The sequence below is a fragment of the Flavobacterium praedii genome (assembly GCF_026810365.1).
Taxonomy (GTDB): domain Bacteria; phylum Bacteroidota; class Bacteroidia; order Flavobacteriales; family Flavobacteriaceae; genus Flavobacterium; species Flavobacterium praedii.
The window spans coordinates 2,906,143-2,932,262 of the sequence record NZ_CP113948.1 but is presented as its reverse complement, the minus strand read 5'-3'; the positions used below and the strand labels follow the sequence as shown (position 1 = coordinate 2,932,262).

16 protein-coding genes are annotated in these 26,120 nt (G+C 36.7%); 2 read left to right on the top strand and 14 right to left on the bottom strand.

What is annotated here, in order from left to right:
- Window positions 1-32: 32 nt before the first annotated feature.
- The 11 genes from OYT91_RS12580 to OYT91_RS12530 form a co-directional block, all read right to left on the bottom strand.
- Window positions 33-734 carry an L-ribulose-5-phosphate 4-epimerase gene (locus OYT91_RS12580; protein WP_281238238.1) on the bottom strand — a complete coding sequence of 234 codons (702 nt, stop codon included), beginning with the start codon at window positions 732-734 and terminating at the stop codon, window positions 33-35.
- Window positions 718-2,409: a ribulokinase gene (locus OYT91_RS12575; RefSeq protein ID WP_281238237.1), complete on the bottom strand. Its 1,692-nt coding sequence runs from the start codon at window positions 2,407-2,409 to the stop codon at window positions 718-720. The genes OYT91_RS12580 and OYT91_RS12575 overlap by 17 nt, the downstream gene beginning before the upstream one ends.
- Window positions 2,410-2,574: 165 nt before the next feature.
- Window positions 2,575-4,560, bottom strand: a complete 1,986-nt coding sequence (locus OYT91_RS12570) for an alpha-L-arabinofuranosidase family protein (protein ID WP_281238236.1) — start codon at window positions 4,558-4,560, stop codon at window positions 2,575-2,577.
- A 148-nt stretch (window positions 4,561-4,708) separates the two neighbouring features.
- Window positions 4,709-6,673, bottom strand: a complete 1,965-nt coding sequence (locus OYT91_RS12565; protein WP_281238235.1) for a glycoside hydrolase family 127 protein — start codon at window positions 6,671-6,673, stop codon at window positions 4,709-4,711.
- Between the two features lie 77 nt (window positions 6,674-6,750).
- The gene (locus OYT91_RS12560; RefSeq protein ID WP_281238234.1) at window positions 6,751-7,728 is read right to left on the bottom strand and encodes an arabinan endo-1,5-alpha-L-arabinosidase; all 978 of its coding nucleotides are present in this window, start codon (window positions 7,726-7,728) and stop codon (window positions 6,751-6,753) included.
- A gap of 164 nt (window positions 7,729-7,892) precedes the next feature.
- Window positions 7,893-8,807 (bottom strand): glycoside hydrolase family 43 protein, encoded by a 915-nt coding sequence (locus tag OYT91_RS12555; RefSeq protein ID WP_432419425.1) that lies wholly within the window; start codon window positions 8,805-8,807, stop codon window positions 7,893-7,895.
- Between the two features lie 143 nt (window positions 8,808-8,950).
- Entirely contained in the window at window positions 8,951-10,573 is a 1,623-nt protein-coding gene (locus tag OYT91_RS12550) for an arabinan endo-1,5-alpha-L-arabinosidase (protein ID WP_281238232.1), read from the bottom strand.
- A gap of 13 nt (window positions 10,574-10,586) precedes the next feature.
- Window positions 10,587-12,134, bottom strand: a complete 1,548-nt coding sequence (locus tag OYT91_RS12545; RefSeq protein ID WP_281238231.1) for an alpha-N-arabinofuranosidase — start codon at window positions 12,132-12,134, stop codon at window positions 10,587-10,589.
- A gap of 52 nt (window positions 12,135-12,186) precedes the next feature.
- Window positions 12,187-13,182, bottom strand: a complete 996-nt coding sequence (locus OYT91_RS12540) for an arabinan endo-1,5-alpha-L-arabinosidase (RefSeq protein ID WP_281238230.1) — start codon at window positions 13,180-13,182, stop codon at window positions 12,187-12,189.
- A gap of 134 nt (window positions 13,183-13,316) precedes the next feature.
- On the bottom strand, window positions 13,317-14,897 hold the full coding sequence (locus OYT91_RS12535) for a RagB/SusD family nutrient uptake outer membrane protein (protein WP_281238229.1): 1,581 nt from the start codon (window positions 14,895-14,897) through the stop codon (window positions 13,317-13,319).
- 29 nt (window positions 14,898-14,926) lie between these two features.
- Entirely contained in the window at window positions 14,927-17,974 is a 3,048-nt protein-coding gene (locus OYT91_RS12530) for a SusC/RagA family TonB-linked outer membrane protein (RefSeq protein ID WP_281238228.1), read from the bottom strand.
- Window positions 17,975-18,598: 624 nt separating this feature from the next.
- On the opposite strand from OYT91_RS12530, the gene OYT91_RS12525 reads away from it, so the two are divergent.
- Window positions 18,599-19,288: an NUDIX hydrolase gene (locus OYT91_RS12525; RefSeq protein WP_281238227.1), complete on the top strand. Its 690-nt coding sequence runs from the start codon at window positions 18,599-18,601 to the stop codon at window positions 19,286-19,288.
- Window positions 19,289-19,475: 187 nt separating this feature from the next.
- Here the strand turns inward: OYT91_RS12525 and fsa are convergent, their stop codons facing one another.
- The gene (fsa, locus tag OYT91_RS12520) at window positions 19,476-20,132 is read right to left on the bottom strand and encodes a fructose-6-phosphate aldolase (RefSeq protein ID WP_269221524.1); all 657 of its coding nucleotides are present in this window, start codon (window positions 20,130-20,132) and stop codon (window positions 19,476-19,478) included.
- Between the two features lie 138 nt (window positions 20,133-20,270).
- On the bottom strand, window positions 20,271-22,313 hold the full coding sequence (locus OYT91_RS12515) for a transketolase family protein (protein WP_281238226.1): 2,043 nt from the start codon (window positions 22,311-22,313) through the stop codon (window positions 20,271-20,273).
- 705 nt (window positions 22,314-23,018) lie between these two features.
- Between OYT91_RS12515 and OYT91_RS12510 the strand changes: the two genes are divergently transcribed.
- Window positions 23,019-24,704 carry a sodium/sugar symporter gene (locus OYT91_RS12510; protein ID WP_281238225.1) on the top strand — a complete coding sequence of 562 codons (1,686 nt, stop codon included), beginning with the start codon at window positions 23,019-23,021 and terminating at the stop codon, window positions 24,702-24,704.
- Window positions 24,705-25,126: 422 nt separating this feature from the next.
- Here the strand turns inward: OYT91_RS12510 and OYT91_RS12505 are convergent, their stop codons facing one another.
- A complete protein-coding gene (locus OYT91_RS12505) occupies window positions 25,127-25,846 on the bottom strand; it encodes an NUDIX hydrolase (RefSeq protein ID WP_281238224.1) in 720 nt (239 codons plus the stop codon).
- Window positions 25,847-26,120: the final 274 nt, after the last annotated feature.

Genomic DNA, 26,120 nt, shown 5'->3' with positions numbered 1-26,120 from the left:
CAACTTTAAACTAAAGAAACCTTAAACTAAAATTACTGTCCGTAATACGAATCCTTCCCGTGCTTGCGTTCGTAATGCTTTTTGATTAAAGAATCTTTCAATCTCGGAGCATTAGGATTTATTTGCAAAGTCAGATACGCCATTTCGGCTACAACTTCTAGAACTTTAGAATTGTAAACTGCTTTGGCTGCGGTTGCCCCCCAGGCGAAAGGGCCATGATTCCCTATCAATACCATTTCTACTTCTTCGTACGAAAGGTTTTTTTCTTTGAAACAATCCAAAATTTGGATACCCGTATTATGCTCGTAGTTTCCTTCGATTAAGCTGTCATTCATTGGGGCAGCACAGGGGATATCTGAGGTTAAGTGGTCGGCATGGGTGGTTCCAAAAATCGGAATGTCTCTTTGTGATTGTGCCCAAGCCACCGAATAAGTGGCATGAGTATGTGCTACACCGCCAATGTTTGGCCAATGTTTGTATAAATAAGCATGTGTTTTGGTGTCCGAAGACGGTCGCATCGTTCCTTCGATGATGTTGTTGTCAAAATCAAGAATCACCATATCTTCCGGTTTCAAATCTTCATAAGGAACACCACTTGGTTTGATAGCAAAAACGCCATTTTTGCGATCTACAGCACTGACGTTTCCAAAAGTGTAAACTACCAAATTCAGTGCATTCAATTGCATATTCGCTTCGTAGCATTCTTGTTTTAAGTCTTTATATATAGAGCTCATGTTGTTGTTTTTTAATGGATGGATCGGCAAAAGCGCTTAATTGATCGTATGCCAAAAGTAATTTGTTATATGCGGCCACTTTGTCGAGTTGCGGAGCATATTCACTTTCAAAAGGGCTTCCCATTTTTTGAGCTGCTTCAATTACGTTTGGATAAATTCCGGCGGCAACGGCTGCATAAATAGCGGCTCCCAATGCTGGTGCCTGATCTGATAAAGCTACTTTGATAGGTTTGTTCAATACATTGGCTAATGTTTGCATGATGAATGGTGATTTACGAGCCACACCACCTATACCAATTACGGTGTCAATACGAACGCCTTCTTCCTCAAAACGATCTACGATTTTTTTAGATCCAAAACAAATGGCATTCACCAATGATTTGAACACATGTGGCGCTTTTGTTCCTAAAGATAGATTTGCAATGGCGCTTTTTAGCTCTTGATTTGCATCTGGAGTTCGTCGACCGTTAATCCAATCTAATGCTACTGGAACACTTTCGGATAATGGTATTTTTTCAGCTTCGACGGTTAATTGTGTGATTAAATTGTCGCTGATTTCTGCTTTCAATTGTTCTTTTTGTTCATCAGTCAAAAGGGTAGAAGTGGCTAGTAAATGGTCCGTTGGCCATAATAATAATTCTTTGTACCAAGCTAATAAATCTCCAAAAGCAGATTGTCCCGCTTCAAGCCCAATAAAACCGGGAATTACTGATCCGTCTACTTGTCCGCAGATTCCACGAACCGTTTTTGTTCCGATAGATTCTTTAGTATCAACAATAATATCACAAGTTGAGGTTCCCATAACGCGAACCAAAGTGTGTTCGTCGATTTTGGCTCCCACAGCACCTGAATGGGCATCGAAAGTTCCTACTGCGATTACTGTGTCAGTTGAAAGTCCCAATCTGGCAGCCCATTCTTGGTTTAAATAACCCGCTACCAAATCGGAAGTATAAGTTTCATCGTACAATCTTCCTCGAAGCGATGCCAAATACGGATCTAATTTTTCTAAAAATTCCTCTGGCGGTAAGCCGTTCCAGTCTTCGTGCCACATCGCTTTGTGACCCGCGGCGCAACGGCTTCTTTTGAATGTTTTTAAATCTTTATTGTCAATTAGCAAATACGTCATTAAGTCGCAGTGTTCCATCCAAGTGTGAGCGGCTTTTTTTACGGCTTCGTCTTGTCGGGCAACATGTAATATTTTCGCCCAAAACCATTCGGATGAATAAATGCCACCTACGTATTTGGTGAAATTTTCTCCTCCCCAGTTGGCAGCCAATTCATTGATTTCATTTGCTTCATTTATAGCAGTATGATCTTTCCATAAGACCATCATGGCATTGGGATTATGCTCAAAACCTTTGGTTAACGCCAATGGAGTTCCATCTTCGGCAACCGGCACCGGAGAAGATCCTGTAGTGTCAATGCAGATGCTTCGAATAAGGGAAGGATCTACTTTGCTGTTTTCCACTACATATTTTATGGTCGTTTCCAATCCTTCGATGTGATCCAAAGGATGTTGACGAAACTGATTTATTGAGGCATTACAATATTCTTTAGTCGCCCATCGCTTGTAGTCACAAACGCTCGATGCTAATTCCTGTCCATTTTCAGTGTCTATTAATACTGCACGAACAGAATCTGAGCCATAATCTAATCCTATTACATAATTTTTCATCACAAATCTTTTTTAATATGTACAAATATATAGATAATTATTTAATAAGTGTATAAAAAACACTTAATATATTTTGCATTGTAATACTCTTCAAACCTCAGTAATACAGAGGTTTGTATAATAACGAATAAAATAAATGTTTAAATAACATTTATTTCGATATTTTTATTTCATTTTCAACTTCAAAACAGTCACAGAATAGGCAGGAAGGTTCAATGATGCTTTCTCACTTTTCAAGATATATTCGCTTTCTGCTGGACTTATTTTTTTAGGCGAAGCAAATGAATTTTCGTCTTCCAGTTTTGGGCTCTTCAGTGTAATAACTGTTCCTTTTGGTTGAAATTTGCTTCCTTTTAAATCAATTGTAATGTCTTGCGCTTTCGCAGAAGTGTTGACCACTTTCACAATAACTTCTTTGGTACTAGCATCTTTCACCGCCGATGCGAACAAATCGTTTTGACCAATAAGCGCTTTTCCATCTTTGGTGATTGATAATAAATCTGTTCCTTTATTGTTGGCAAACAACTTTTGCACATAATAATTTGGTGTACCAAAGGATTCTAAATTATTAAACCAAATCATATCCGGTGTCCATTGCCAACCTTCTTCGTGAGCAAATAAAGGTGCATAGGAGGTAAGATGAACTACTTCGGCATTACGTTCCATTCCGGTCATAAAAGCGGCTTCAGAAAAAGCACATTCCCAACTGTTTTTGTTGTCAGGACTAGCAATGGCTACCGTTTGTGCTGCATATTCTCCTGCGAAAATTTTAGGCCCTTTACGATCGTAATTATCGTAACGTGTTGCGTTTTCTCTAAACCATTTTGGCTCTTTATAATAATGTTCATCTATGATTTCGGCATTCAATTTTTTAAGTTCCGATTGTGCATACTCAAAATAATCTCCTTCTGGAAATGGTCCGCTTCCCGAAACAATTGTAATTTCTGGGTGTTTTGCTTTGATTGCTTTTTCAAACACTTTATAGCGCTCGATATAATCTGTTCCCCATTGTTCGTTCCCAACTCCAATGAATTTCAAATTAAATGCTTTTGGGTGTCCCATATCCGAACGAACTTTCCCCCACGGCGTATCTATGCTTCCGTTGGCAAATTCAATTAAGTCAATCGCATCTTGCACGTAAGGATCCAATTGAGCCATAGGGACGATCTCGCCTGTATTGAATTGACAAGCCATTCCACAACTTAAAATGGGTAATGGACTAGCTCCGATATCTTCAGATAATTGAAAATATTCAAAAAATCCTAGACCAAAAGACTGAAAATAATCAGGTGTTGGTTTGTGTGCAAACTCTGTATTCCAGCGGTTAACTAAGCTTTCTCTATTATCAACTTCACCAACTGTTTTTTTCCATTGGTAACGTTGTGCCAGAGTTCTTCCCTCAACAATACATCCACCCGGGAAACGTAAAAAGCCAGGTTTCATATCGTATAGTAATTGTACTAAATCTTTACGAAGGCCATTTTTTCTATTGTTCCAAGTGTCTCCTGGGAATAATGAAATCATATCCAAATCGATAGTTCCTGTCCCTTCAAAAGTAAAACGCAATTTTGCTTTTGCTTCTGTGGCTGTTGGAGTAAGCTGCGCGGTATATTCATTCCAACCTGAAGCAGTTGGAACAATGCTTGTTTCTGCTAAAACTTTATTGTCTTTTCCAATGAACTGAATAATGATCTTCGAAATATTTCCAGCTTCTTTGGATGCTTTTAGAGTCAAATTGTATTTTGCTCCACTTTTAATTCCCATTCCTCTGAAACCTTCATTGATGATTTCATAGCCTTTAGCATCTTTTACCGTAACTCGGCAATAATTATGATTGTTCCCTTTTTTTGAAAATTGAACAGGAACAGCAATTCCAGATTCGGTATTAAAATTATGTTTGTCACTTTTTGGCTGATTCCAGCCCATTAAAGGATCATCAAATTCAAAGGAACGGTTTTTAATCATTTCGGCATACAAACCGCCATCAGCAGCAAAGTTGATGTCTTCAAAAAAGATTCCATACATCGTTGGCTGAATTTTGGTTATTGTTTTGCTGGTGTTTACTTCGAGAGTCGTTTGCTGTGCATTAGCATAAATACCATTTAGTAAAAGACCGCATAGGGTTATTTTGGTGATTAAATTTGGTTTCATATTTTTTTAAATTGTTTTTTCTAATTCTATATTGTTCCTAGCTAAGGAATACCTAACAGGTTAAAAGAAACCTGTTAGGATAACGTTTCCTAACAGGTTTCTTTTAACCTGTTAGGTATATATAATTCTTAGATTCTTATTATCTCTTTCACTTTTTTAAATCAATCCAAACTTTCATTTTTCCAACGCCTCTGTTGGACCAAGAATAATAAGGAATAGCTTTTAGTTTACCAGTTTGAATGGTATTTACACCTTCCAAAAGTTCGTTTTCTTTGGTTACTTTGAAAGTATCATTGGCATCGATCGTGATTTTATCGAAGTTGGCTGGATTGTCTATTTCTTCGATAGCATATACAATTGGACCATATTCTAATGCTACTTTCCCGATGTTACCTTCCACTTTTGCATTGGTCATCACTTCTTTTACTTCCATTGGGAAATTCAGATTTATAATATCTCCCTTTTTCCATTTTCGGGTAATGGAGATATATCCTTTGTCTTCTTTATAGTCTAAAGGTTTTCCGTTTATCGTGAGCGTAACTTTTGCGGAAGCGGGAGTTGCATAACTGTACAAATCACCCGGTAAAACTTGGTTTCTAGCCCAACCCGGAATCCTTAATTTGATGCTGAGTTCACTTTCTTTTTTTGGAGAAACCGTTAATGTCACTTTACCATCCCAAGGATAATTGGTTTGTTGTGTGATTCCCAATTCGGTTTTGTCTAATGTAATTTTTGCGGTATTCGAAGCGTATAAATTCACATAAAGAACATTTTTGCTACTAGAATAAATCAATCCCGGAATGGAAGGAATAAAACGAATCAAGTTGGTCGGGCAACAGGAACAATCAAACCAAGATTGACGGGTGCAAGAACCTCTGTTGTTTTTGTAAACCCCATCTGATTCGAGTGCATTGGGATAGAAAAATTGCTTTCCATCTAATGAAATTCCGGAGATTAAGCCGTTGTATAAAGAGCGTTCAATTACATCAAAATAATCGGAATTTCCGGTTAGGTTGTGTAATCTGTGGTTCCAATACACATCACCAATGGCAGCGCAAGTTTCGTTGTATGCCGTTAAGTTGGGTAATTCATAGTTTGCTCCAAAGGCTTCACCATCATGTACAGCACCAATGCCACCAGTGATGTACATTTTTTTGTTGACCATATTGGTCCATAAAGCGTTCACGGCATCAAGATAACTTTTGTCGTTGTATATTGCGGCAATATCTGTCATTCCAGAATACATATAAACGGCTCTTACGGCATGACCCACCGCTTCTTTTTGTTGAATAACGGGAATGTCATCCTGGGAATAAGCACCGTTTAGTTTATGGTTTTTTGGATTTCCTCTATTGTCCAGATAGTATTTGGCCAAATTCAAATAGGCTTTATTATTGGTAATTCGATACAGATTTACCAAACCCGTTTCTACAATTTGGTGACCTGGAACTCCGTGTACTTGGTTTGGATTATCTCCAAAAGTAAGCACCAGCAAATCGGCATTTTTGATGGCAATGTCTAAGAAGTTTCTTTTTCCAGTTGCTTCATAATGAACCACGGCAGCTTCTATCATGTGACCTGAGTTGTACAATTCATGACTAATCTGTAGGGATTCCCAACGTTTTCCTTCGATAACGGGAACCCAAGGTGCTGGTGGTTTGGCAGGATTGATGGTTCTCCAAGTGGTCAAATAACCGTCTTTTTCCTGACCCACTTTGATAATACCAATGAGGGAATCCAATAAATTTTCCAGTTTTGGGTTGGGTTCACTTATCAGGGTATTAGAAGCACCTTCGATTATTTTGTACACATCGGTATCGTCAAAAGGCATTTGTCCTTTTACTTCTCCTTTCATCTTGCCACCTGCAATCAAGAAATTATCGAGACGACCTTCTTCCTCGCACTTATGAATGGCGTATTCGATGGTTTTTTCTTGTACTTTTTTTATAATGGGCAACCAAAATGCATCCGTTAGTTTTACATTCTGAATATTAACAGGTGTGATGATATATCCAGAGTTTTTGGTCTCCTTATTTTGGGCAATTGTTTTACCTGAAAAGGAAAGCAACACCATCAGATAAAGGGAATGTTTTTTATATTTTAAAATTTTCATTAGTCCAAATTTTTTCTAAGGTGCAAGATAAATAAAATAAGTGTATATATTACATTTTTAAAACAAATTAAATTTTTTTACATCATTGGCCATAAATTAGCATCCCATTGCAATTGCTTTATTTGCAGAAGTGGTCTTCCATTTTGTTTGGCATCATAGGCGTGGTAAATGATATAATCTTTCCCATCAAAAGTATAGGTGCTGTTGTGTCCAGCACCGAACCAGTTTTTGTTTCCTTGAATTAATAAGGTTCCGCCACCTTCGGTCAAAAGTTTTCCGTCTTTGTCAACGTAAGGTCCCGTGATGGTTTTGGATCTTCCAACGACTACTTTATACGTGCTTTTTTCGCCTCGACAACACAAATCCCATGAAAGGAATAAGTAGTAATAATCGTTTTTCTTAAATACAAAAGGAGTTTCGAGTGCACCATCGCCTGGATCGGAATCAGGGAGTTCGAATGTTCTTTTGCGTTTGGCAATGGTTTGCCATTCCTGCGGTTGTGCGATTGATTTTAAATCGGGATTCAGTTTCACCATTTTCAAACCTTCCCAAAAAGAACCGAAAGCCAGCCAAGGAGTCTTGTTTTCGTCGAAGGTCAAATTGGGATCAATGGCATTCCAAAGATCACGGTTGGGAATGGACTGAATAACAATTCCCTGATCGACCCATTTGTAAGCAGGGTCTTTTGGATCTAAAGTAGTATTGGTAGTGACTCCAATCGCCGAAGTATTTTTTGCGAAAGCGGAAACCGAATAGTATAAATAATAGATGTTGTTGTGAAAAGAAATATCCGGTGCCCAAATGTGATTGTCAAAATTAGGAACGACTGCATCCACCCAAACCGGTTTTTCTTTGAAAATTTGGGGTTCTGGATTCCAGTTTTTTAAATCTTTGGAACTAAATGCACTGATGCCTTTTCCCGTGCAGTACAAATAATAAGTATCTTTTTGCTTGATCATTACAGGATCATGAACGGTAATGTCTTGGGCAAATGATGAGGTGCCAATTAAAGCAACTAAGAAGAATAGGAGAGGTGTGTGTTTACATGATTTCATGGTATGGTTTTTTAAACATATAATTTCATTAGGTAATCTTTCTTTTCTCTCGCAAAGACGCGGAGGCGCAAAGAAATCAGTTCTAAACTTTGCGCCTTTGTGAGAAAAACAATTCAGTAAATCTTAGTGTGAAATTCTGCATTCATATTGTTGCAATCTGTAATCTACTTCGTTATCCCCTCCGTTGTCATAATCACGCGTTTCATTGTTCCGTCTTTGTTGTAGTACAAACGATCTACACAAACCGATCTTCTAAAACTTCCACCATTGGGTTGAGTTGCGCCATTGTGGTATATGAAATATGACTTTCCTTTGAAATCGATTATCGCCTGATGATTGGTATTGGAATTTCCTGCGAGTTCGTTCAGAATGCCTTTGTATTCCCAAGGTCCATTAATGGATTTACTCATAGCATAGGCGATTTTCTCTGGAAACTGATACGCATACGATAAATAATACCAATTGTTGTGTTTGTGTATCCAAGGTGCTTCAGTGTAATTGGGTAAAGTGATAGTTTGGATTGGGCCATCGAGTTCAATCATGTTGGCTTTTAATTTAGCATAATGGCAAACGCTATTTCCCCAGAAAAGATACGCTTGACCGTCATTGTCAATGAATACAGTTGGGTCAATATCATCCCAGTCAATTTTGGTTTGAGTAGTCATGTCATTGGTGACGAGTGCTTTTCCCAGAGCATCTTTGAAAGGCCCTGTTGGACTGTCTGAAACCGCTACTCCAATCGCTTTTCCATTAATAGTTCCGTGTTCAACAGTAACATACCAGTAAAATTTACCGTTTCGTTCAATGACTTGCGCTGCCCAAGCATCGGATTTTGCCCAAGCAAAATCGGTTACTTTCAGCGGAACGTGATGTTCTTGCCAATGTACCATGTCCGAAGAGGAATACACCAGCCATTCGTTCATTTTATAAAAATTAAAATCATTGGGCGCTTCATCATGTCCAGCATAGAGATATACTTTATCGTTATAAACCAAAGCCGCGGGATCACCTGTGTATTTGTCTTTGATGATCGGGTTGTTTTCTCTATTGGCGGAAGCCGAATTTTTATCCTGTGCCATTGTTTTGAAAGAAACAATAAAGCTTAGGACAAAAAGGATTTCAACTGTTTTTCTCATTTTATTATATTTTTTCGAAATGGAATAGTGTTAAAATTAAAAACCCTTTTTTAGATTTTAAAAAAGGGTTTCGATTGTATAAAAGATTAATTTATTTTTTTACCCCAAACTGGTAATCCAGCAGTTGTTAGTCCAGAATAGGTTAGGGTTACTTTGCGAGTGGCACTTTCCCAATCCCAGGCATCACTTACTTTGCATTTTATACCATTTACAGTTAGTGTTTTATTGGTGCTATCGTACGACCAAGTTCCTGTAACGCCTCCACTTACTTTTTTGTCGGCGGTTAAATAGATAGTTGCCGATTTTTGAATGACTTTGTACTGGTAATTCATGGTGATTTGTTCCCAAGTTCCAATAAATGACGATTCAGTAATAGTTGTAACGGGAACGCCAGCATAACGTTCGGGAGCAATTACGGGCCAACCATCTTCTGTCCATTGGATTTCGCGAACGTGTCCCATCATTATAGCATTGGAAACATTGATTCCTGCAACACCTTCGGGTAAACGTGCTTGAGAAGAAAAATACCATTGTTTTGTATCTGGGTTTTGGAAAATGGCGCAATGCGAAATTCCAACCCAGCCTGTATGATTATTGAAACCGTAAGGATGTGTCAGCATCGGCCAGCAATCGGCTCCAGCCGTAACATTGGCACCATTGATACCAACGTAAGGTCCCATAATATCTTTGGAACGACAAACTCTTGTGTTGTAGGGAACATTCAAACCATCATAGGCTAAAAATAAATAGTAATAACCAGTAACATCGTTGTAAATAATCTCTGGACCTTCTGACGCTTGCCAACGACTGGTCGCACTACGTGTAGCAATGCGGGTTCCGTAATCGCTTAATGTTTTCAATTGATCTGGTTTCCCTGTAGTTGGATTTAGTTTTAAAGCGGCAATACCAGAATGCCAAGAACCGTAGATTAAATACTGATCTCCAGAAGGGGTTTCGACAAAACTCGGGTCAATAGCATTGAATTTGAAATAAGCGTCTTCCCAATTTCGGGTGCCTGTAAAGGAATACGGCTTTAGACCATCAGGTTCTGAACAAACTACCATTCCTTTGTCTACCCAAACATTGGATGCTAAATCATCGGTTTCGGCCAAACCAATAAAGGCTCTTTCTGACCAAGAGTTATCAAATGTAGTTCCAACTATTGGGTTGTCAACCACAATGCTGTAATACATACGGTATTTGTTGCCCACTTTTCGAACACAAGGTGCCCAATAGCCATAATTAGGACTTGTAATAGCAGGTAATGCAGGGTTCATTCTGGCTCTTTTGTTATTCAAAGAATCTTTTACCCAAGTTGGTGCTGCAGTCATAGTTGGTCCCATAAATTCCCAATTTACAAGGTCTTTGGAACGTCTGTAGAAAAAATGCCCGTGTCCATCCGTCGCATTTCCATAAGAAGCATCGGTTTGATACATATAATAGTAATCTCCACATTTGGCTACGGACGGGTCATGTACGTTGGCCAAATTCCATTGCGAATTACTGCCCCAAGACGAAATCGAGGAATAATTATCAGCGTAAGTTGGTCCAGGAAAAGCAACTGGCGTAGGTGTTGGTGTAGGAGTAGGCGTAGGGGTTGGGTCCGGTGCAGGATCATCCCCTTTGGAACAACTACCCAACGATACAGCCACAATTAGTACAAGTACTAAACAGCTTGCTACTCTTATAATGGGATTTGATTTTTTCATAACGAATATTTTTTTATTTCCCTTCTAACATTATAACTGAAAAAGGAGGAACGTTAACCGTCAGTTTTCCTTTTTTGATTTCAAAACCTTTGAAAGCTACTGGCTGAATTTTTGTTGGATTGTCAAATGAATTGAAATCTTGTAATTTTGAAGAACCAATAATTAGACCGGAAACAGATTTGATTCCAATTTCAGTAAGGTCAATCTCTACAGTGTTTTCTTTTTTGGAATCGATATTTACCAATGAAATATGAACCAATCCTTTTTTGTCCTTAGAAGCCGAGGCTGATAATGCAGGAAGTGTTTCGCCACTGAAAGTATATAGTGGTGATTTTATAGTAATAGGCAATTGTTGTGCATCTTGGTGTACGCTGTACAATTGCATTACATAATAGGTTGGTGTCAAAATCATTTTGGCTTTATCGGTAAGGATAACTGCCTGCAAAACATTAACACATTGTGCTAAGTTGGCCATACGAACACGATCTGCGTGATTGTTGAAAATATTAAGGGTTGATCCTGCCAAAACCGCATCTCTCATTGTGTTTTGTTGGTATAAAAATCCAGGATTGGTTCCTTTTTCCACTTCATACCAAGCTCCCCATTCGTCTACAATCATTGCCACTTTTTTCTCTGGATCATATTTATCCATAATGGCAGAGTGTTTGGTAACGAGTTCCTCCATTTTTAGCGCCGATTTCATGGTTTGGAAATACTCAAATTCTGTGTAATCTACACCGTCTCCTTTTTTTGCCCAATCGATTACGGCATAATGGTGTACTCCAACTCCTCCTAGCATATTTAGCGGGATGTCTTTCATTAAAGTTTCTGTCCAATTATAATCGGAACTATTGGATCCAGAAGCAATACGCGTTATACCGCCAGTATTTCCCCAATCAGACATGAATGTAGCATATTTTCGATATTCATTCACATAATAATCGGCTGTCATATTTCCTCCACAACCCCATGCTTCATTTCCAATTCCCCAGAATTTAACTTTCCAAGGTTCTGTTCTTCCATTCTTTTTACGCAAATCACTCATTGGGCTTTTGCCTCCAAAGTTGGTGTATTGTACCCAGTCTGACAGTTCTTGTACAGTTCCGCTACCTACGTTTCCAGAAAGATAAGGTTCAGCGCCAAGTGTTTCGCACAAATTCAAGAAATCATGTGTTCCAAAGCTATTGTCTTCGGTAGTTCCTCCCCACCATTGGTTTACAATTGTTGGTCTGTTTTCTTTTGGGCCAATACCGTCTTTCCAGTGGTACGTATCGGCAAAACAACCACCTGGCCAACGCAAATTTGGAATTTTTAATTTTTTTAGAGCATCAATAATATCGTTACGAACACCGGCTGTGTTAGGTATTTTGGAAGTATCACCCACAAAAAATCCGCCATATATGCACCTGCCTAAATGCTCTGCAAAGTGACCGTAAATGTTTTTGTTGATAGTGGGAGCGTTTGCAGTATTTTTTATGGTAAGTACTGTGGTTTCTTTTTGTGCAAAACTGGTTTGGCTACAAAAAGAGGAAATAAATAAAAATAATAGAACTTTTTTCATAATGTTTTAATTGATAAAGGGAGGGGTTTTTACCGGCCTTTAAATTTTATTTTTAGTATGCAATAGTTGGCCAGCCTCCTGACCATGTAAAATTAACGATTTCGAGTTTAGGATTTCCGCTATCGGCACCATCATAATAGTGAACAGATCCTTTTTGTGTTCCAACAATTCTGGAAATATGTCCTGGGCCAATGTAATTTCCCGTTGTTTTTAATACGGTTGTACCTCCGCCAGCTGTTAATGATATGCCGCTTTTATCCACAAAGGGACCAAGAGGACTTGTAGAACGACCTACCACAATATAGTAAGTGCTATTTACCCCTTGGCAACACGCTCCACGATTAGCAAACATATAATAATAACTACCTTCCTTGATTAAGCAAGGCGCTTCCCAACTAGCACTACTGCCACCGGCAACAATTGTTTTGCTCCCAGTGGTTTTACCAGTTGTGGGGTCAATTTTTATAACACCAATCCCCGCATGAAAAGAACCGTAGGCCATGTATACATTGCTTCCGTCCACTAAAATGGATGGGTCAATAGCATTAACATCAGAGGATGAAGAGGATGAGATAACAACACCTCTATCGGTCCATTTTGTTCCTGCACTTTGCGAAATTGAAGGAGCAGTAACTAGACCTATTGCTGAGGTAGCTGATCCAAAAGTAGAACAGGAATAATACATATTCCATCGATTGTTAAACCAAGCTACATCAGGTGCCCAAAAGGTTTTGGTAAATCCAGGTACATAGCCTGTTATCCAACTTGGAGTGGAGCTAAAAACAGATGTTCCCCAAAACCAATTTATTAAATCTGTTGAATAAGTCATTGGAATATTATCTCCAGTTGTAAAAACATAATAATTCACGCCACTTTTTACAATGGTGCTTGGGTCATGAGAAGGAACATTACCCGAAACTGTTTTTGCTGTTAAATGTAAAGTTTGAGCGGTTTGTGTTGTAGCAACCGTTTCGTTGCCGATATCCTCTTTTTGACAACTTACAAGCCACAGACCAAACAGTGCAATAGTGGTTACTTTTTTAATCATAATTTTAAAAATTAAGTGTTGTATTTAAAAAAAAACTCAATGCTTTTACGATTTTATTTTAAGATATAAAATCACGTGACATCCTTTTCTAGGGTTGCCACATGATTTTAATAACTAAACTAACTCAAACAATATTAATAACTTGGATTTTGTGTCATACCAGGGTTATTATCCATATCTAATTGTGGTATTGGGAAATATTCTCTTCCAGGAGAAAACGAATTAAATTCTGCATCTCTTGCTTTTAACCATGCTAGTTTGGTAGGGTTTTCCAACCATCCCCAACGACGAATATCATCAAAGCGGTGACCTTCAAGAGCGAATTCCAAGAATCTTTCGTGTCCTATTTGGTCTCTCATGGCTGCTTGGCTAAGTCCTGGTTTTGCAGTGCTTAAGTTTGGCAAACCTACACGGTCTCTAACCATTTGGATGTATGTATATGCTCCCTGAGTATCACCAGTTTCATTCAAGCATTCTGCATACATTAGCAAGATGTCAGCATAACGTAATAAGCGCTCGTTAATTCCTGAACGCCAGTCATATTCATTAGGATAAGCACCATCTGAATTTTCGTATTTAGCGCAGAATATATCATTCAAATCTAAAGGACTATTAGCATATTTGGTTGCAAAATCTACACCATACAATTGCATTCCTCCAGGTTTGTTATAGAACATAGTTGCATCCAAACGAGGATCTATTGCACCTGTAGTTGTTTTTTCATCATGGAATTCATTGAATAATGCCCAAGTAGGCTGCACGTCAACAAAGCCAAAATCTCTTGCTCCATAGGTAATTGCTCTTGCAGTAGTTTTTCTCCAATTAGCATTTGGTACTCCACCCCAGCTCTCAGTAGTTCCACCAGCATCTCTACTAAATTGAACCTCGAATAAAGATTCTGAATTATTCTCGTTGCTATCAGTAAAGTTATCACGATAGTTTGCTGTTAATGAGTAAACGCCTAAATCAATTACTTGTTTGAATGTTGTTTTAGCATTTGCAAAATCCTTGGTAAATAAATATGCTTTCGCCAAATATCCTAGAGCAGCTCCTTTGGTGGCGCGCCCCTTTATGGTATTTCCTTGAGAATCTTTTGTATCGATGCCAGATATTCCAGCGTAAGTTGTAGGTAATAAATCAGAGGCAGCCTTAAAATCAGCAATTACTTGAGCCCAACCTTCTTCGTGTGATTTTTGAGGATTATAAAGCGCAATTTCTGTAGGAATTGGCACATTTTTAAATAGGTTTACTGCATGAAAAAGATACAGACCTCTTAAAAAATAGGCTTGACCAAGAATTCTGTTTTTTAACGCAGCATCCGCCATATCAATTTTTGGAACATTCGTCAATACTTGGTTGGCTCTATAGATACCTTGATAATACATTTCATATGCCCAGCCATAGATGGCAGGATCTGAAACATTTGAGTTGAAACGGCCTACATTGGACATTGCACCCCAAGGGCTGTTACTTCTTGAATCGTCACTTTTTGTGTCCAACATTAAAGGAGTACTTCTCATATAAGTTCCGTCTGCTATTAAACATCCATAAACGGCATTAACACCTTCAAGAGCATCTTTTTCTGTTTTCCAAAACGATCCTGAGGAATCAACATTTGGATCAGTTTGTAGTAAATCATCATCGTTTACACAACTTGCAGTTACAGCAGCAATGCAAATGAATCCAGCTAGATATTTATATATTTTATATTTCATTTTGATTCGTTTTTAATTGTTGGCTAATTTTAAAAAGTTACTTCAAGTCCTAGAGAAAGAGTTCTTGGATTAGGGAAAGAACCTGCGTCATATCCTCTAGAGAATAATCCGTCGTTACTGTTAAAATCTGGATCGTATCCTTTGTATTTAGAAAGGGTTAATAAGTTTTGGCCATTGATATAAACTTTAGCTTTTTGTATACAAAAGTCTGTTGGAACAGGAATTTGATATCCAATCTCCATAGTTTGTAATTTCAAGTAGTCTCCTTTTTCAATAAAACGATTAGAATCTCTAGCATTTGCATTTGGGTCTCCAATGATAGGACGAGGAACATTAGTATTTGTATTTGTTGTTGACCAATAATTAAGTTCATCTGTATGGTGATTACCATAGTCTCCCCTCATCAAATCGCGATACATTGCATTGAATACCATATTTCCACCAGCTCCTTGCCAGAACATTGAGAAATCAAAGTTTTTATATGATGCGCCCAAGTTTATACCATAACTGTATTTTGGGATTGTTGTCCCTTGATAGGTTCTATCTGCGTCAGTAATTTGTCCGTCACCATTTTGGTCTTTGAAACGAATGTCTCCAATACCAGCATTTGTTTGAATAGGGCCTGCAGCTATTTCATTAGCATTTTGGAAAATTCCATCCGTTTCATATGCGAAAATTTCACCGATTGATCTTCCTACTTCTGTTTTTGAAGCCGCTCCATAAATTGGGTTTCCTTTAATTCCAATTTGTAACACCTCATTTTTCAGCGTTCCTAAGTTGGCTGAAATATTGTATTTAAACTCATGGTCATTGTTTGCATAAGAAGCTGTAAACTCTAAGCCGCTATTTTTAACAGCTCCTGCGTTTGTTACTACATTTGCTGGAAAAGCTCCTGCTGAGTATGGCAATGGTACGCCAATTAATAAATCTGTAGATTCTTTAATGAAATATTCAGCAGAAAACTGCACACTGTTATTAAGAAATCCTAACTCCAAGGCAACGTTCGTGCTTTTTGTTTCCTCCCAGTGTACATCAGGGTCAATTGCGCTTACCACTGTTGTACCAGGAGCAAATTCGTTATTAAAATCATAACCCGCAAAACGATTTACAGTTGGTGCATAAGCGTATACACCAATAGTATTGTTTCCTAAAATACCATAACCTCCTCTGACTTTGATATTGCTTACCCATTCTGGTAAGTGTAAGAATTCCTCACTGCTAATTTTCCAAGCACCAGAGAATGAATAGAAGTTTCCTGTATTGTTTTCTGGGCTGAAAAGTGACGTTTTATCTTGTCTGAAATTCCCTTGAACGAAATAGCGGTCATCATACGAATAATTAATTCTACTCAAGTAGGAGACCCCTGTAATTGTGTTTTCATATTCACCACTAGTGGTTTCATCAGCATACTCAAGATGGCTTATTTCCCCTGGAATATAACCTACTCCTCTTGAATAGTGGTTGTAGTTATCAGATCTTTCTTGAACCCATCCTACTAATGCATCAAATTTGTGTTTGCCAATTGTTGTTTCATAAGTTAATAAATTATTTAAGAATGTTCTTGATTGACTGCCTGTAGCTATGTCAAGTGAAGCTTCTGAATTTTCGGTAACGTAGTACCATCCTAATTCAAATGGTGGAATGAATTTTCTATCTTTCCAATCCAGTCTGTCAAAACTGGCATCAATTTTATACTTTAAGCCTTTTACAATTTCGAGTTCACCCCAAATATCACCAATGAAACGATTTCTCTTTCCACTGTTATCTATTAAGTTGTTGAATCCTATAACATTCATAGATATAGCTCTTTGTGTAAAACTATCCGTTCCACCATATCCACCCAAATTGTTCTCATCATATACAGACATTGTTGGAATTGCAGTTAATAAACTTTGTATTGCCGATTCGCCTACATAACTGTTAAAGCTTTCTTTATCTGATTGAGTGTATCCAATTTTTGATCCGTATTTAAATTTTCCTTTTTTACCTGACAGATTCAAGTTAGTTGAAATTCTTTCATAATCTTGAGGAGAATTTACATAGCTGGTATTTTTGAAATAATCTATGTTCATGTTGTATGTCATAGTTTCGGCGCCACCGCTAAAAGTTAATGCTTGATTGTTGATTACTCCAGTCTGGAATGCTTCTTTTTGCCAATCAGTATTTACATTATTAATAAAGTAAGGACTTGTTGAGTCATTTCCAGGGGCAGTTGGAATTTTTCCAGCATTTGTTTCTGCAGCATTTGTGATGTTTTGATAACCTTCTCTGTCTGTTAAATCCCATTTAGTTGGTACTGTCTGAAGTCCAAGTAAAGATTTGTATTTCACTTCAAATTTTCCTTGTTTACCTTTTTTGGTAGTGATAATTATTACTCCATTGGCTCCACGAACACCATAAATTGCAGCCGAAGAGGCGTCTTTTAATACTTGCATCGATTCGATATCACCCGGGGCAAAATCGTTTGGACTATCAACAATCATTCCGTCAATTACAAAAAGAGGGTTGTTGTTGGTAAAAGAAGAAATCCCTCTAATTTTTACGTTAACATAACCTCCTGGCTCTCCTGACGATTGTACGGTTACTCCCGCCACTTGTCCTTGCAGCATTTTGGCGGGATCATAGGTCGTAATGGTTTTGGCTTCTTTCATGTTTACCACACTTACAGATCCTGTTAAATCAGCTTTCTTTTGTGTCCCGTAACCTACTACAACTACTTCATTTAGTTTGTTAAGGTCTTCTCTTAAAGCAAAATTAATTTGTGTGCGGTTGGCAATAGTTACTTCTTGATTTTTATAACCTATGTATGAAAAAACAAGTACATCTGTTGGTTTTGCTTGAATAGAATATTCTCCGTCAAACCCTGTTGATACTGCTGTTGAAGTTCCTTGAACTAATACATTTACACCCGGAAGAGGCATCCCATCTTTTTCAGAGGTAACTTTCCCTTTTATAATATTGGCTTGTTGTGCCGATGCATTATACGTAGTGAAGAGCATAACTAATAGTGCTAATAGCCATTCTTTTTTAGGCAATAAAAAATTGCAATAAAAAAATAATCTTTGGTTTGTTGTCATATTGATTGCATTTTGGTTAATTATAAGTGTAGATTTTACATTTGTAAATTTAAATAAAAAAAAAGTACAAAAACAAATTAATCTGATAAAAAAAGTGTTGAAAAAAAATGGATATGCTAAAATATAGTGCGAAACGTATGTTTTTGTGTAATTTTGATTATTGAAAAACGTTTTCGTAACAATTAAGTAACTGAAAATGAGTTGTATATATAAATGTTAAATTCAAAATTGATTTTAAATTATTTTTTAAATTATTTTTCTGAATATTTATTTTTATTTAAAAAATATAGGAATATGGCAACAAAAAACAGTAAATTAAGTTGCTATTTTTTCGTTTTTTTATTAATTAAAACCTAAAAAAATATTATTAAATGTAAAATTAACACTTAATTATGTTTTTTGTATTCTAAAATGGGTTGAGATTTGAGCTTTTTTTACCGTTTAGTGTTACTTATTTTTTAAAAGCAATAGTTGTAATGCATAAAAAAAAATATACATAAAATAGATAATCAGATACTTAATGCTTTTTTTAAGGGTATATTTTTTATTAGTGTAAAAACCACATTAAATAAATTTGGTAGTTTTAAGGAAGTTCTTATATTTACCGTAAAATATAAATAGAAAATGCTAAATAGTTATAGTACAGCAGACAAAGTTCTTCTAGCAGTTGATTGTATCATTTTCGGCTTTGATGAAGAAGGGTTAAAAATTCTCTTGATTAAAAGAGATTTTGAACCAGAAAAAGGGAAATGGTCTTTAATGGGTGGATTTCTAAAAAAAGAGGAAGACCTAGATACTGCAGCCATACGAGTATTGAATACGTATACAGGATTGCAGGATATCTATATGGAGCAACTCTATACCTATAGTGAAATTGATCGTGACCCTGTGGAACGTACCATATCTGTGGCCTATTATGCCCTGATTAATATCGAAAATCACAATGCTGAATTGATTCAGAATTACCATGCCAAATGGTTTAGTGTTTCGGAAGTGCCAAAACTGATTTTTGACCACGACAATATGTTGGCTCATGCCATTAGGAGATTGCGTTATAGAACCTCAATGAGACCAGTTGGATTTGAACTTTTACCCGAAAAATTCAAAATGAGCCAGTTACTGAAGTTGTACGAATCTATATTGGATAAAGAAATCGATAAAAGAAATTTTATTAGCAAAATAAATTCGTTGGATATTTTGATAAAATTAGACGAGAAAGACATGACCTCTTCTAGGAAAGGATCTTATCTCTTTACTTTTGACAAAGAAAAATACGACGCCAAACTCTTGAATCATTTTGCTTTGAATTTTTAAAGAAAGTAAAGTAGATTTGGTTTTGAAACAAACGAAAAAAGGAAGCTTCTGTTGTAGAAGCTTCCTTTTTTTGTAATTGCAATTAATTTTTTTCCTACAAGGTTTCCTAAACCTTGTAGGTATGTTGTATTAATTGAAACACCTACAAGGTTTAAAAAAAACCTTGCAGGATTAAGACCTATTATTTCTAGCTATTCCCTTTTTGGTAATCAGCAAGGAATGTTGCCAAACCACTATCGGTAAGTGGATGTTTCAATAAACCTTCGATTGCGCTTAATGGTCCCGTAATAACATCGGCACCAATTTTGGCACAATTTATAATGTGCATGACGTGACGAACTGAAGCTGCCAGAATTTGGGTTTCATAACCGTAATTGTCATAAATCAATTTGATGTCCTCAATAAGTGAAAGTCCATCTGTCGAAATATCATCCAGTCTTCCTATGAAAGGCGATACATAAGTGGCACCAGCTTTGGCAGCAAGCAATGCTTGACCTACTGAAAAAACTAAGGTACAGTTGGTTCTGATTCCTTTATTCGAAAAATATTTAATAGCCTTGATGCCGTCTTTGATCATCGGGATTTTAACCACAATCTGGGGATGCAGTGCTGCCAATTTTTCTCCTTCGGCTATCATTCCTGCAAAATCAGTGGAGATAACTTCGGCACTAACATCACCATCCACTAATTCACATATTTTTACGTAATGCGCGATGATATTGTCGGCTCCAGTGATTCCTTCTTTCGCCATAAGCGAAGGATTTGTAGTTACCCCGTCTAATATTCCAAGATCATTGGCTTCTTTGATGTCTTTTAAATTTGCTGTATCGATAAAAAATTTCATATGTGTATTTTTTTATAGAATCTAAGTTTCTGAGTTACTAAGATTCTGAGTTTATATTTTTTTTAGTTTCTAAGATTCTGAGATTTTGATTTTGTTTTTTTTTTGACTCAGCAACTTAGGGGCTTAGCATCTTAGTCTCTATTTTTTACTTTCCTCAATATATTGTAGTATTTCCGTACAAACATGTTGGCTTGTAAACCCAAATTTTTCATCCAATACACTCGCTGGCGCCGAATAGCCAAAATGATCTAAGCCAACTATTTTTCCGCTATTACCAATTAATCCTTCAAGATTTACTGGAAGTCCAGCGGTAAGTCCAAAAACGAGTTTTCCTTTTGGAATTATACTTTCTTGGTAGGATTTCGATTGTGATTTGAATAGACCTTCAGAAATAATGGAGGCGATATTGATTTTTAGATTATGCTCTTTCTCTAAAATCACAGCGGCATCAATAAGTGTTGAAACTTCCGATCCGTTTGCGATTAAAGTGATGTCCGGATTTTGTGCTTTTTTGACCAAATAACCACCTTTTTTAGCTTCTGTTGCTTCCTCATATCTTGTAGTATAGCTAGATGGAATGTCCTTAATGTTTTGTCTCGAAAGAATTAAAGCCGTTGGTGTTTTGGTGTTTTTTAAAGCCATATCCCAAGCCACTGAAGTTTCGATGGCATCGGCAGGGCGCAATGCTACCAAACTTTGATGTCCCGAATGATTTTTGACTTTTTCTAACAAACGCATTTGTGCTTCTTGCTCGATAGGTTGGTGGGTGGGTCCGTCTTCACCTACTCGGAATGAGTCGTGCGTTAGGACATATTTTACAGGAAGTTCTTGAATGGCAGCCAAACGTATCGCGGGTTTCATATAATCTGAGAACACAAAAAAGGTCGCTACAACTGGGATTACTCCACCATGCAGCGCAATACCATTGGCTATGGAAGTCATGGTCAATTCAGCAACTCCAGCTTGTAAAAAGGCACCGTTGAAATTATTTTTTTGCAACACAGATGATTTTTTCAAGAATCCATCCGTTTTATCACTGTTCGATAAATCTGCCGATGAAACGATTATGTTTTCTACATTTTCCGCCAAATAAGCCAGCACCGCTGATGATGCGTCTCTAGTTGCAGCATTGGCTTTCTGAACAACATTACTCAAATCCAATTCAGGTAATTCACCAGATAAAAACTGTTGCATTTTATTGGCTAGCAAAGGATTTTCATTCTCCCATTGCGCAATTTGCTGTTTTTTCAAAGTAGCTTTTTCAACTTTTTTGGCTAATACTTGATTGTAATGTACGGCTACTTCTTTATATATCGCAAAAGGATCGGCTGGATTAGCGTTGAGGTTTAGTAGGGTTTTTGTGTAATCGGCTTTGGTGTCTCCAATGGGTTTTCCATGCAATTCACATTCTCCTTCATACATGTTTCCTTCTGAGGTAACACAACCTTTACCCATTATTGTTTTGCCAATAATTAAGGTAGGTTTTTCGGTTTCTTGATGTGCAGTATCCAAAGCTTTTCTAATTTCCAAATGATTGTGAGCGTCAATTGTCATTACGTTCCAGCCCCATGCTCGGTATTTCATAGCGGTATCTTCGGAAGTCACTTCATCGGTCATCGACGAAAGTTGCACATCATTCGAATCATAAAACATGATAAAGTTGTTCAGCCCCAAATGTCCTGCAATTCTTCCTGCTCCTTGCGAAATTTCTTCTTGTACACCTCCATCAGTTATAAAACCATAAATTTTGTGGTCGAAAAGGCCTTCAAATCTGGCTCCAAGAAATTTTGCCGCTATAGCTGCACCCACGCCCATCGTATGACCTTGCCCCAATGGACCTGATGTGTTTTCGATTCCTCTGAGTACATCAACTTCGGGATGGCCAGGTGTAACGGATCCCCATTGTCTAAATTGTTGCAGATCTTCTTTTTTATAGTTTCCCAACAAATAGTATTGTGCATACATCAAGGCCGATAAGTGACCTGCATCCATAAAGAAACGGTCTCTGAAAGGCCAATCCATTTGGGTCGGGTCAAAATTTAAATATTCCGTGTATAAAATATGCATAAAATCAGCTCCTCCCATGGCACCACCTGGGTGTCCTGAATTTGCTTTTTCTACCATAGAAATAGCCAGCGCTCTTATGTTGTCTGCGGCTAATTGGTCCATTTTGTGATTCATAATTTATTGTATTTGGTTGTAATAGTGGTTCTCTTGTTGCCTCTTTTTAATTTTGATCCATCAATCTCACATTTGATAGTATCATTTAAAGACATTTGGGCAACGATTTTTAAAATTTAAAGCAATTGGATTAGCTTTAAATGGAATAATGGGGTTTATTATTTTTTTTCATTCCAATTGGCTCTTTAAATAACAAGCTATTTTTGAGTAGGTAAGGAGTTATAAAATAATAAGTGTAAAAAACACATTTGCAAATGTAACTAAATTTGTTTTACAAAAAAAAAAAGAAAGTATGATTTTGCAAACAAAATTTTATGTCTAGTTTGGTATTTTTTAGAGGGCATCTCGCTTCAGAATGCAGAAAGTATAAATTGATATTTTACGAAATTATTTAGCTTTAAAAAGTTTTTTATAATTAAGGTTAATCTTATGTATTTGTTGAGTTTTTGACTAAATAAAAAATAAATGTAAAAAATACATTTGTAATTGTTAGAAATAAATAATTTTATTTTACATTTGGCTTCATTAATTCAAAAATAGAATTGAATTAAAGCATTTTTTTCAAATTAAGACTGCTTAAAACAATGTATTCTTAGGTTTTACCAAAATTCAGAATCATTTTGACAGTAGTGTAACAATTCATTTTACAAAAGAAATAATTTGCGAATGCTCCTTTATTACTATTAATTTAAAAACTATTTACTCATGAGCCAGAACCTCGCTTTTGCAGATTACGCAGTATTTATTATTTATTTCATAGCCGTATCCGCTTATGGATATACCATTTATCGAAAGCGTGAAAAAAACGAACACGATGCCAAAGCCTATTTTCTTGCCGAGGGAACATTGACATGGTGGGCAATTGGTGCTTCGTTAATCGCTTCAAACATTTCGGCGGAACAATTTATCGGAATGAGTGGTGAAGGATTCTTTTTGGGAATCGCAGTTGCTGCTTATGAGTGGATTGCTGCCATTGCATTGATTATTGTTGCCGTTTGGTTTATTCCTGTTTATTTAAAAAACAAGATTTATACAATGCCTCAATTTTTAAAAACAAGATATAACGAATCAACGGCTTTGATTATGGCTGTTTTTTGGTTGTTTTTGTATGTTTTTGTAAATCTTACTTCCATTTTATATCTAGGAGCTGTTGCCATCAATGGATTGGCAGGCGGTGAATATCTGCATGCTATTATGATTGGTTTGGCTCTTTTTGCTTTGCTGATCTCTTTGGGAGGAATGAAAGTGGTAGCTTATACCGATGTTATTCAAGTTGCTGTTTTAATCATTGGTGGATTGGTGACTTCCTACATTGCCTTGACTACTGTGGGGCAATATTTTGGTTTTGGTCAAGATGCAATCGCTGGTTTCAAAGTATTGATGGAAAAAGCACCAGAACATTTCAAAATGATTATCCCAAGACCGACAGCTACTTCTTCTCAATTGGAAATCAATAAGTATCTTACTTTTCCGGGGATGATGTCTTATTTGGCAGGTATTTGGATTATTAACCTGAACTATTGGGGTTGTAACCAATACATCACCCAAAGAGCGTTGGGAGCTGATTTGCAAACCGCTCGAACTGGAATTTTATTTGCTGGTATGTTAAAATTAGTGATGCCTCTTATTGTGATGTTGCCAGGTATTGCAGCATTTGTTTTGTATGAAAATGGTCATTTGCCACAATTGGTAGGAGGAAAAGATGGTGCCTATTCGGCTATGCTTACTTTCTTGCCAACAGGTTTGAAAGGATTGTCAGTGGCGGCTTTGACTGCGGCTATTGTTGCTTCATTAGCTGGAAAAGTTAATAGTATTTCTACCATTTATACGCTGGACGTACACAAAAAGTACATTCAAAAGGGGGCTTCAGATAAAACTCAGGTAAATATCGGAAGATATGCGGTTTTTGCTGCAATGCTTCTTGCTGTTATGTTTACTTGGAATGACTTGTTAGGAATTGGTGGAGTAGGAGGTTTTACTTATATTCAAAAATATACTGGTTTTATTAGCCCTGGTGTATTTGCGATGTTCTTTCTTGGTATGTTTTGGAAAAGAACAACTGGAACTGCCGCCATTGTAGGTGTAGTTTCTGGGTTTTTATTGTCTGTTTTCTTCAATGAATTTGCACCTGCATTATTAGGAAACGAAACGTTGTTGTATACGGCTTGGCCTAATGGAAAAGGTGGATTCGAAATTCCATTTCACATCTGTATGGGATTGTCATTTTTGTTCACAATGCTTATCATGATCGGTATCAGTTTTGCTGGACCAAAAGTGAATCCAAAAGCTTTCGAATTGGATACTGAAATGTTTAAAGTAAAACCACAAACTACTGTTTTAATTGTAATAACCTTATTGATTATTTGTGCTTTGTACGTGAAGTTCTGGTAAAAAAAAGTTGGTTTATTTTGTTTAAACCAGATTCTGCATTAGAATTCATTGCGAAACTGAATTATTCAATAAAACAAGGGGCTTACGAACTATTTTTGAAGATGGAAACAGGTTCATCGAATACCTATAAAAATAGAGTACAATGAAATAATACTTTTGTGTTTTGAATTAAAAAAATGGGAGTAATACCAATACTCTTTATAAAATAGTTCAGACTTATTTTGTCATATCGAGCGTATTCGAGATGCTGTAATGGTTCTCGACTGCGCTCGATCTGACAATTGTACTATTTTAGAAACAGTAATGGTATAAGCTATTGGTTTTGAGGAAGAATTCAGATGCAGCAGATTTCTAATGCGTAATTTGGGATTAGCTCCTACTAACTAGTGTATGGGTATAGACTTCAAATACTTTATAAAGGATTAGAACTCAAAATTAAACCCTTTTTGTGTTAACTTCTCGTAAATTTCTGGATCAAATTTGTACAACTGCGCTGCACGATGGGAAACATCTTGTTGCTTTTCATCTAGTGGCACTAAAAGTTTCATGTGTAAAATCTTTCTTCGGAAATTGGATTTGTCCATCTCTATTCCTAAGATTTCCTCGTAAAGTTGCATGAGTTGTAATAAAGTAAATTTTTCGGGCAACAAATTAAAACCGAGTGGTGCTTGACGTACCCTATTGCGAAGGTTTTTTATGCTATAAGCTAGAATTTCGTTATGATCATAGATTAAATTTGGAATTTCATTAATCTTATACCATTTGGCATCAGATGCTGTAAAACCCGCTTTAATATTATAGTCCTCTCTTTTTACTAAGGCATAATAGCCAATGGTAATTACCCTTCTCAACGGGAAACGATCGGGTTCTCCAAAGGCTTTGAGTTGTTCGAGGTAAATATTATCCATTCCGGTAAGCTCTGCTAACAAACGGTGTGCTGCATCATCTGTACTCTCTTTCTTTTTGATCCAACCCCCTGGTAATCCCCATTTTCCTTTACTAATACCTTCGGCGTGTTGTACCAAAAGTACTTCGAGTATTCCGTTGTCAAAACCAAAAATAACGCAGTCAATAGTAATGGCATTCATGGCAGATTGCTCCTGAATTTGTATTAAATCCCTATCGATAATTTTTTCCCCCATAGCCTTACAAAATTTAGTACTAAATTAATATTTTTTTAAAGAGTTATATCTCCTACACAAAATATTTTTTGTAAAATAATTGTGATTAAACCTTTTTTTTGGGTCTAAAATTTTCAATGAATATTATTTTTTGAATGCGTAATAAGTAAAACATTGAAATACAGTTAGTTGATAAATGTTTTTTGATTCAAAATCATCTAAAAACCTCTTTTTTGGATGCGATATCAATAAAAATAAAAACCTTTTTTTAGTAATAACAAATATTTAATCTCAA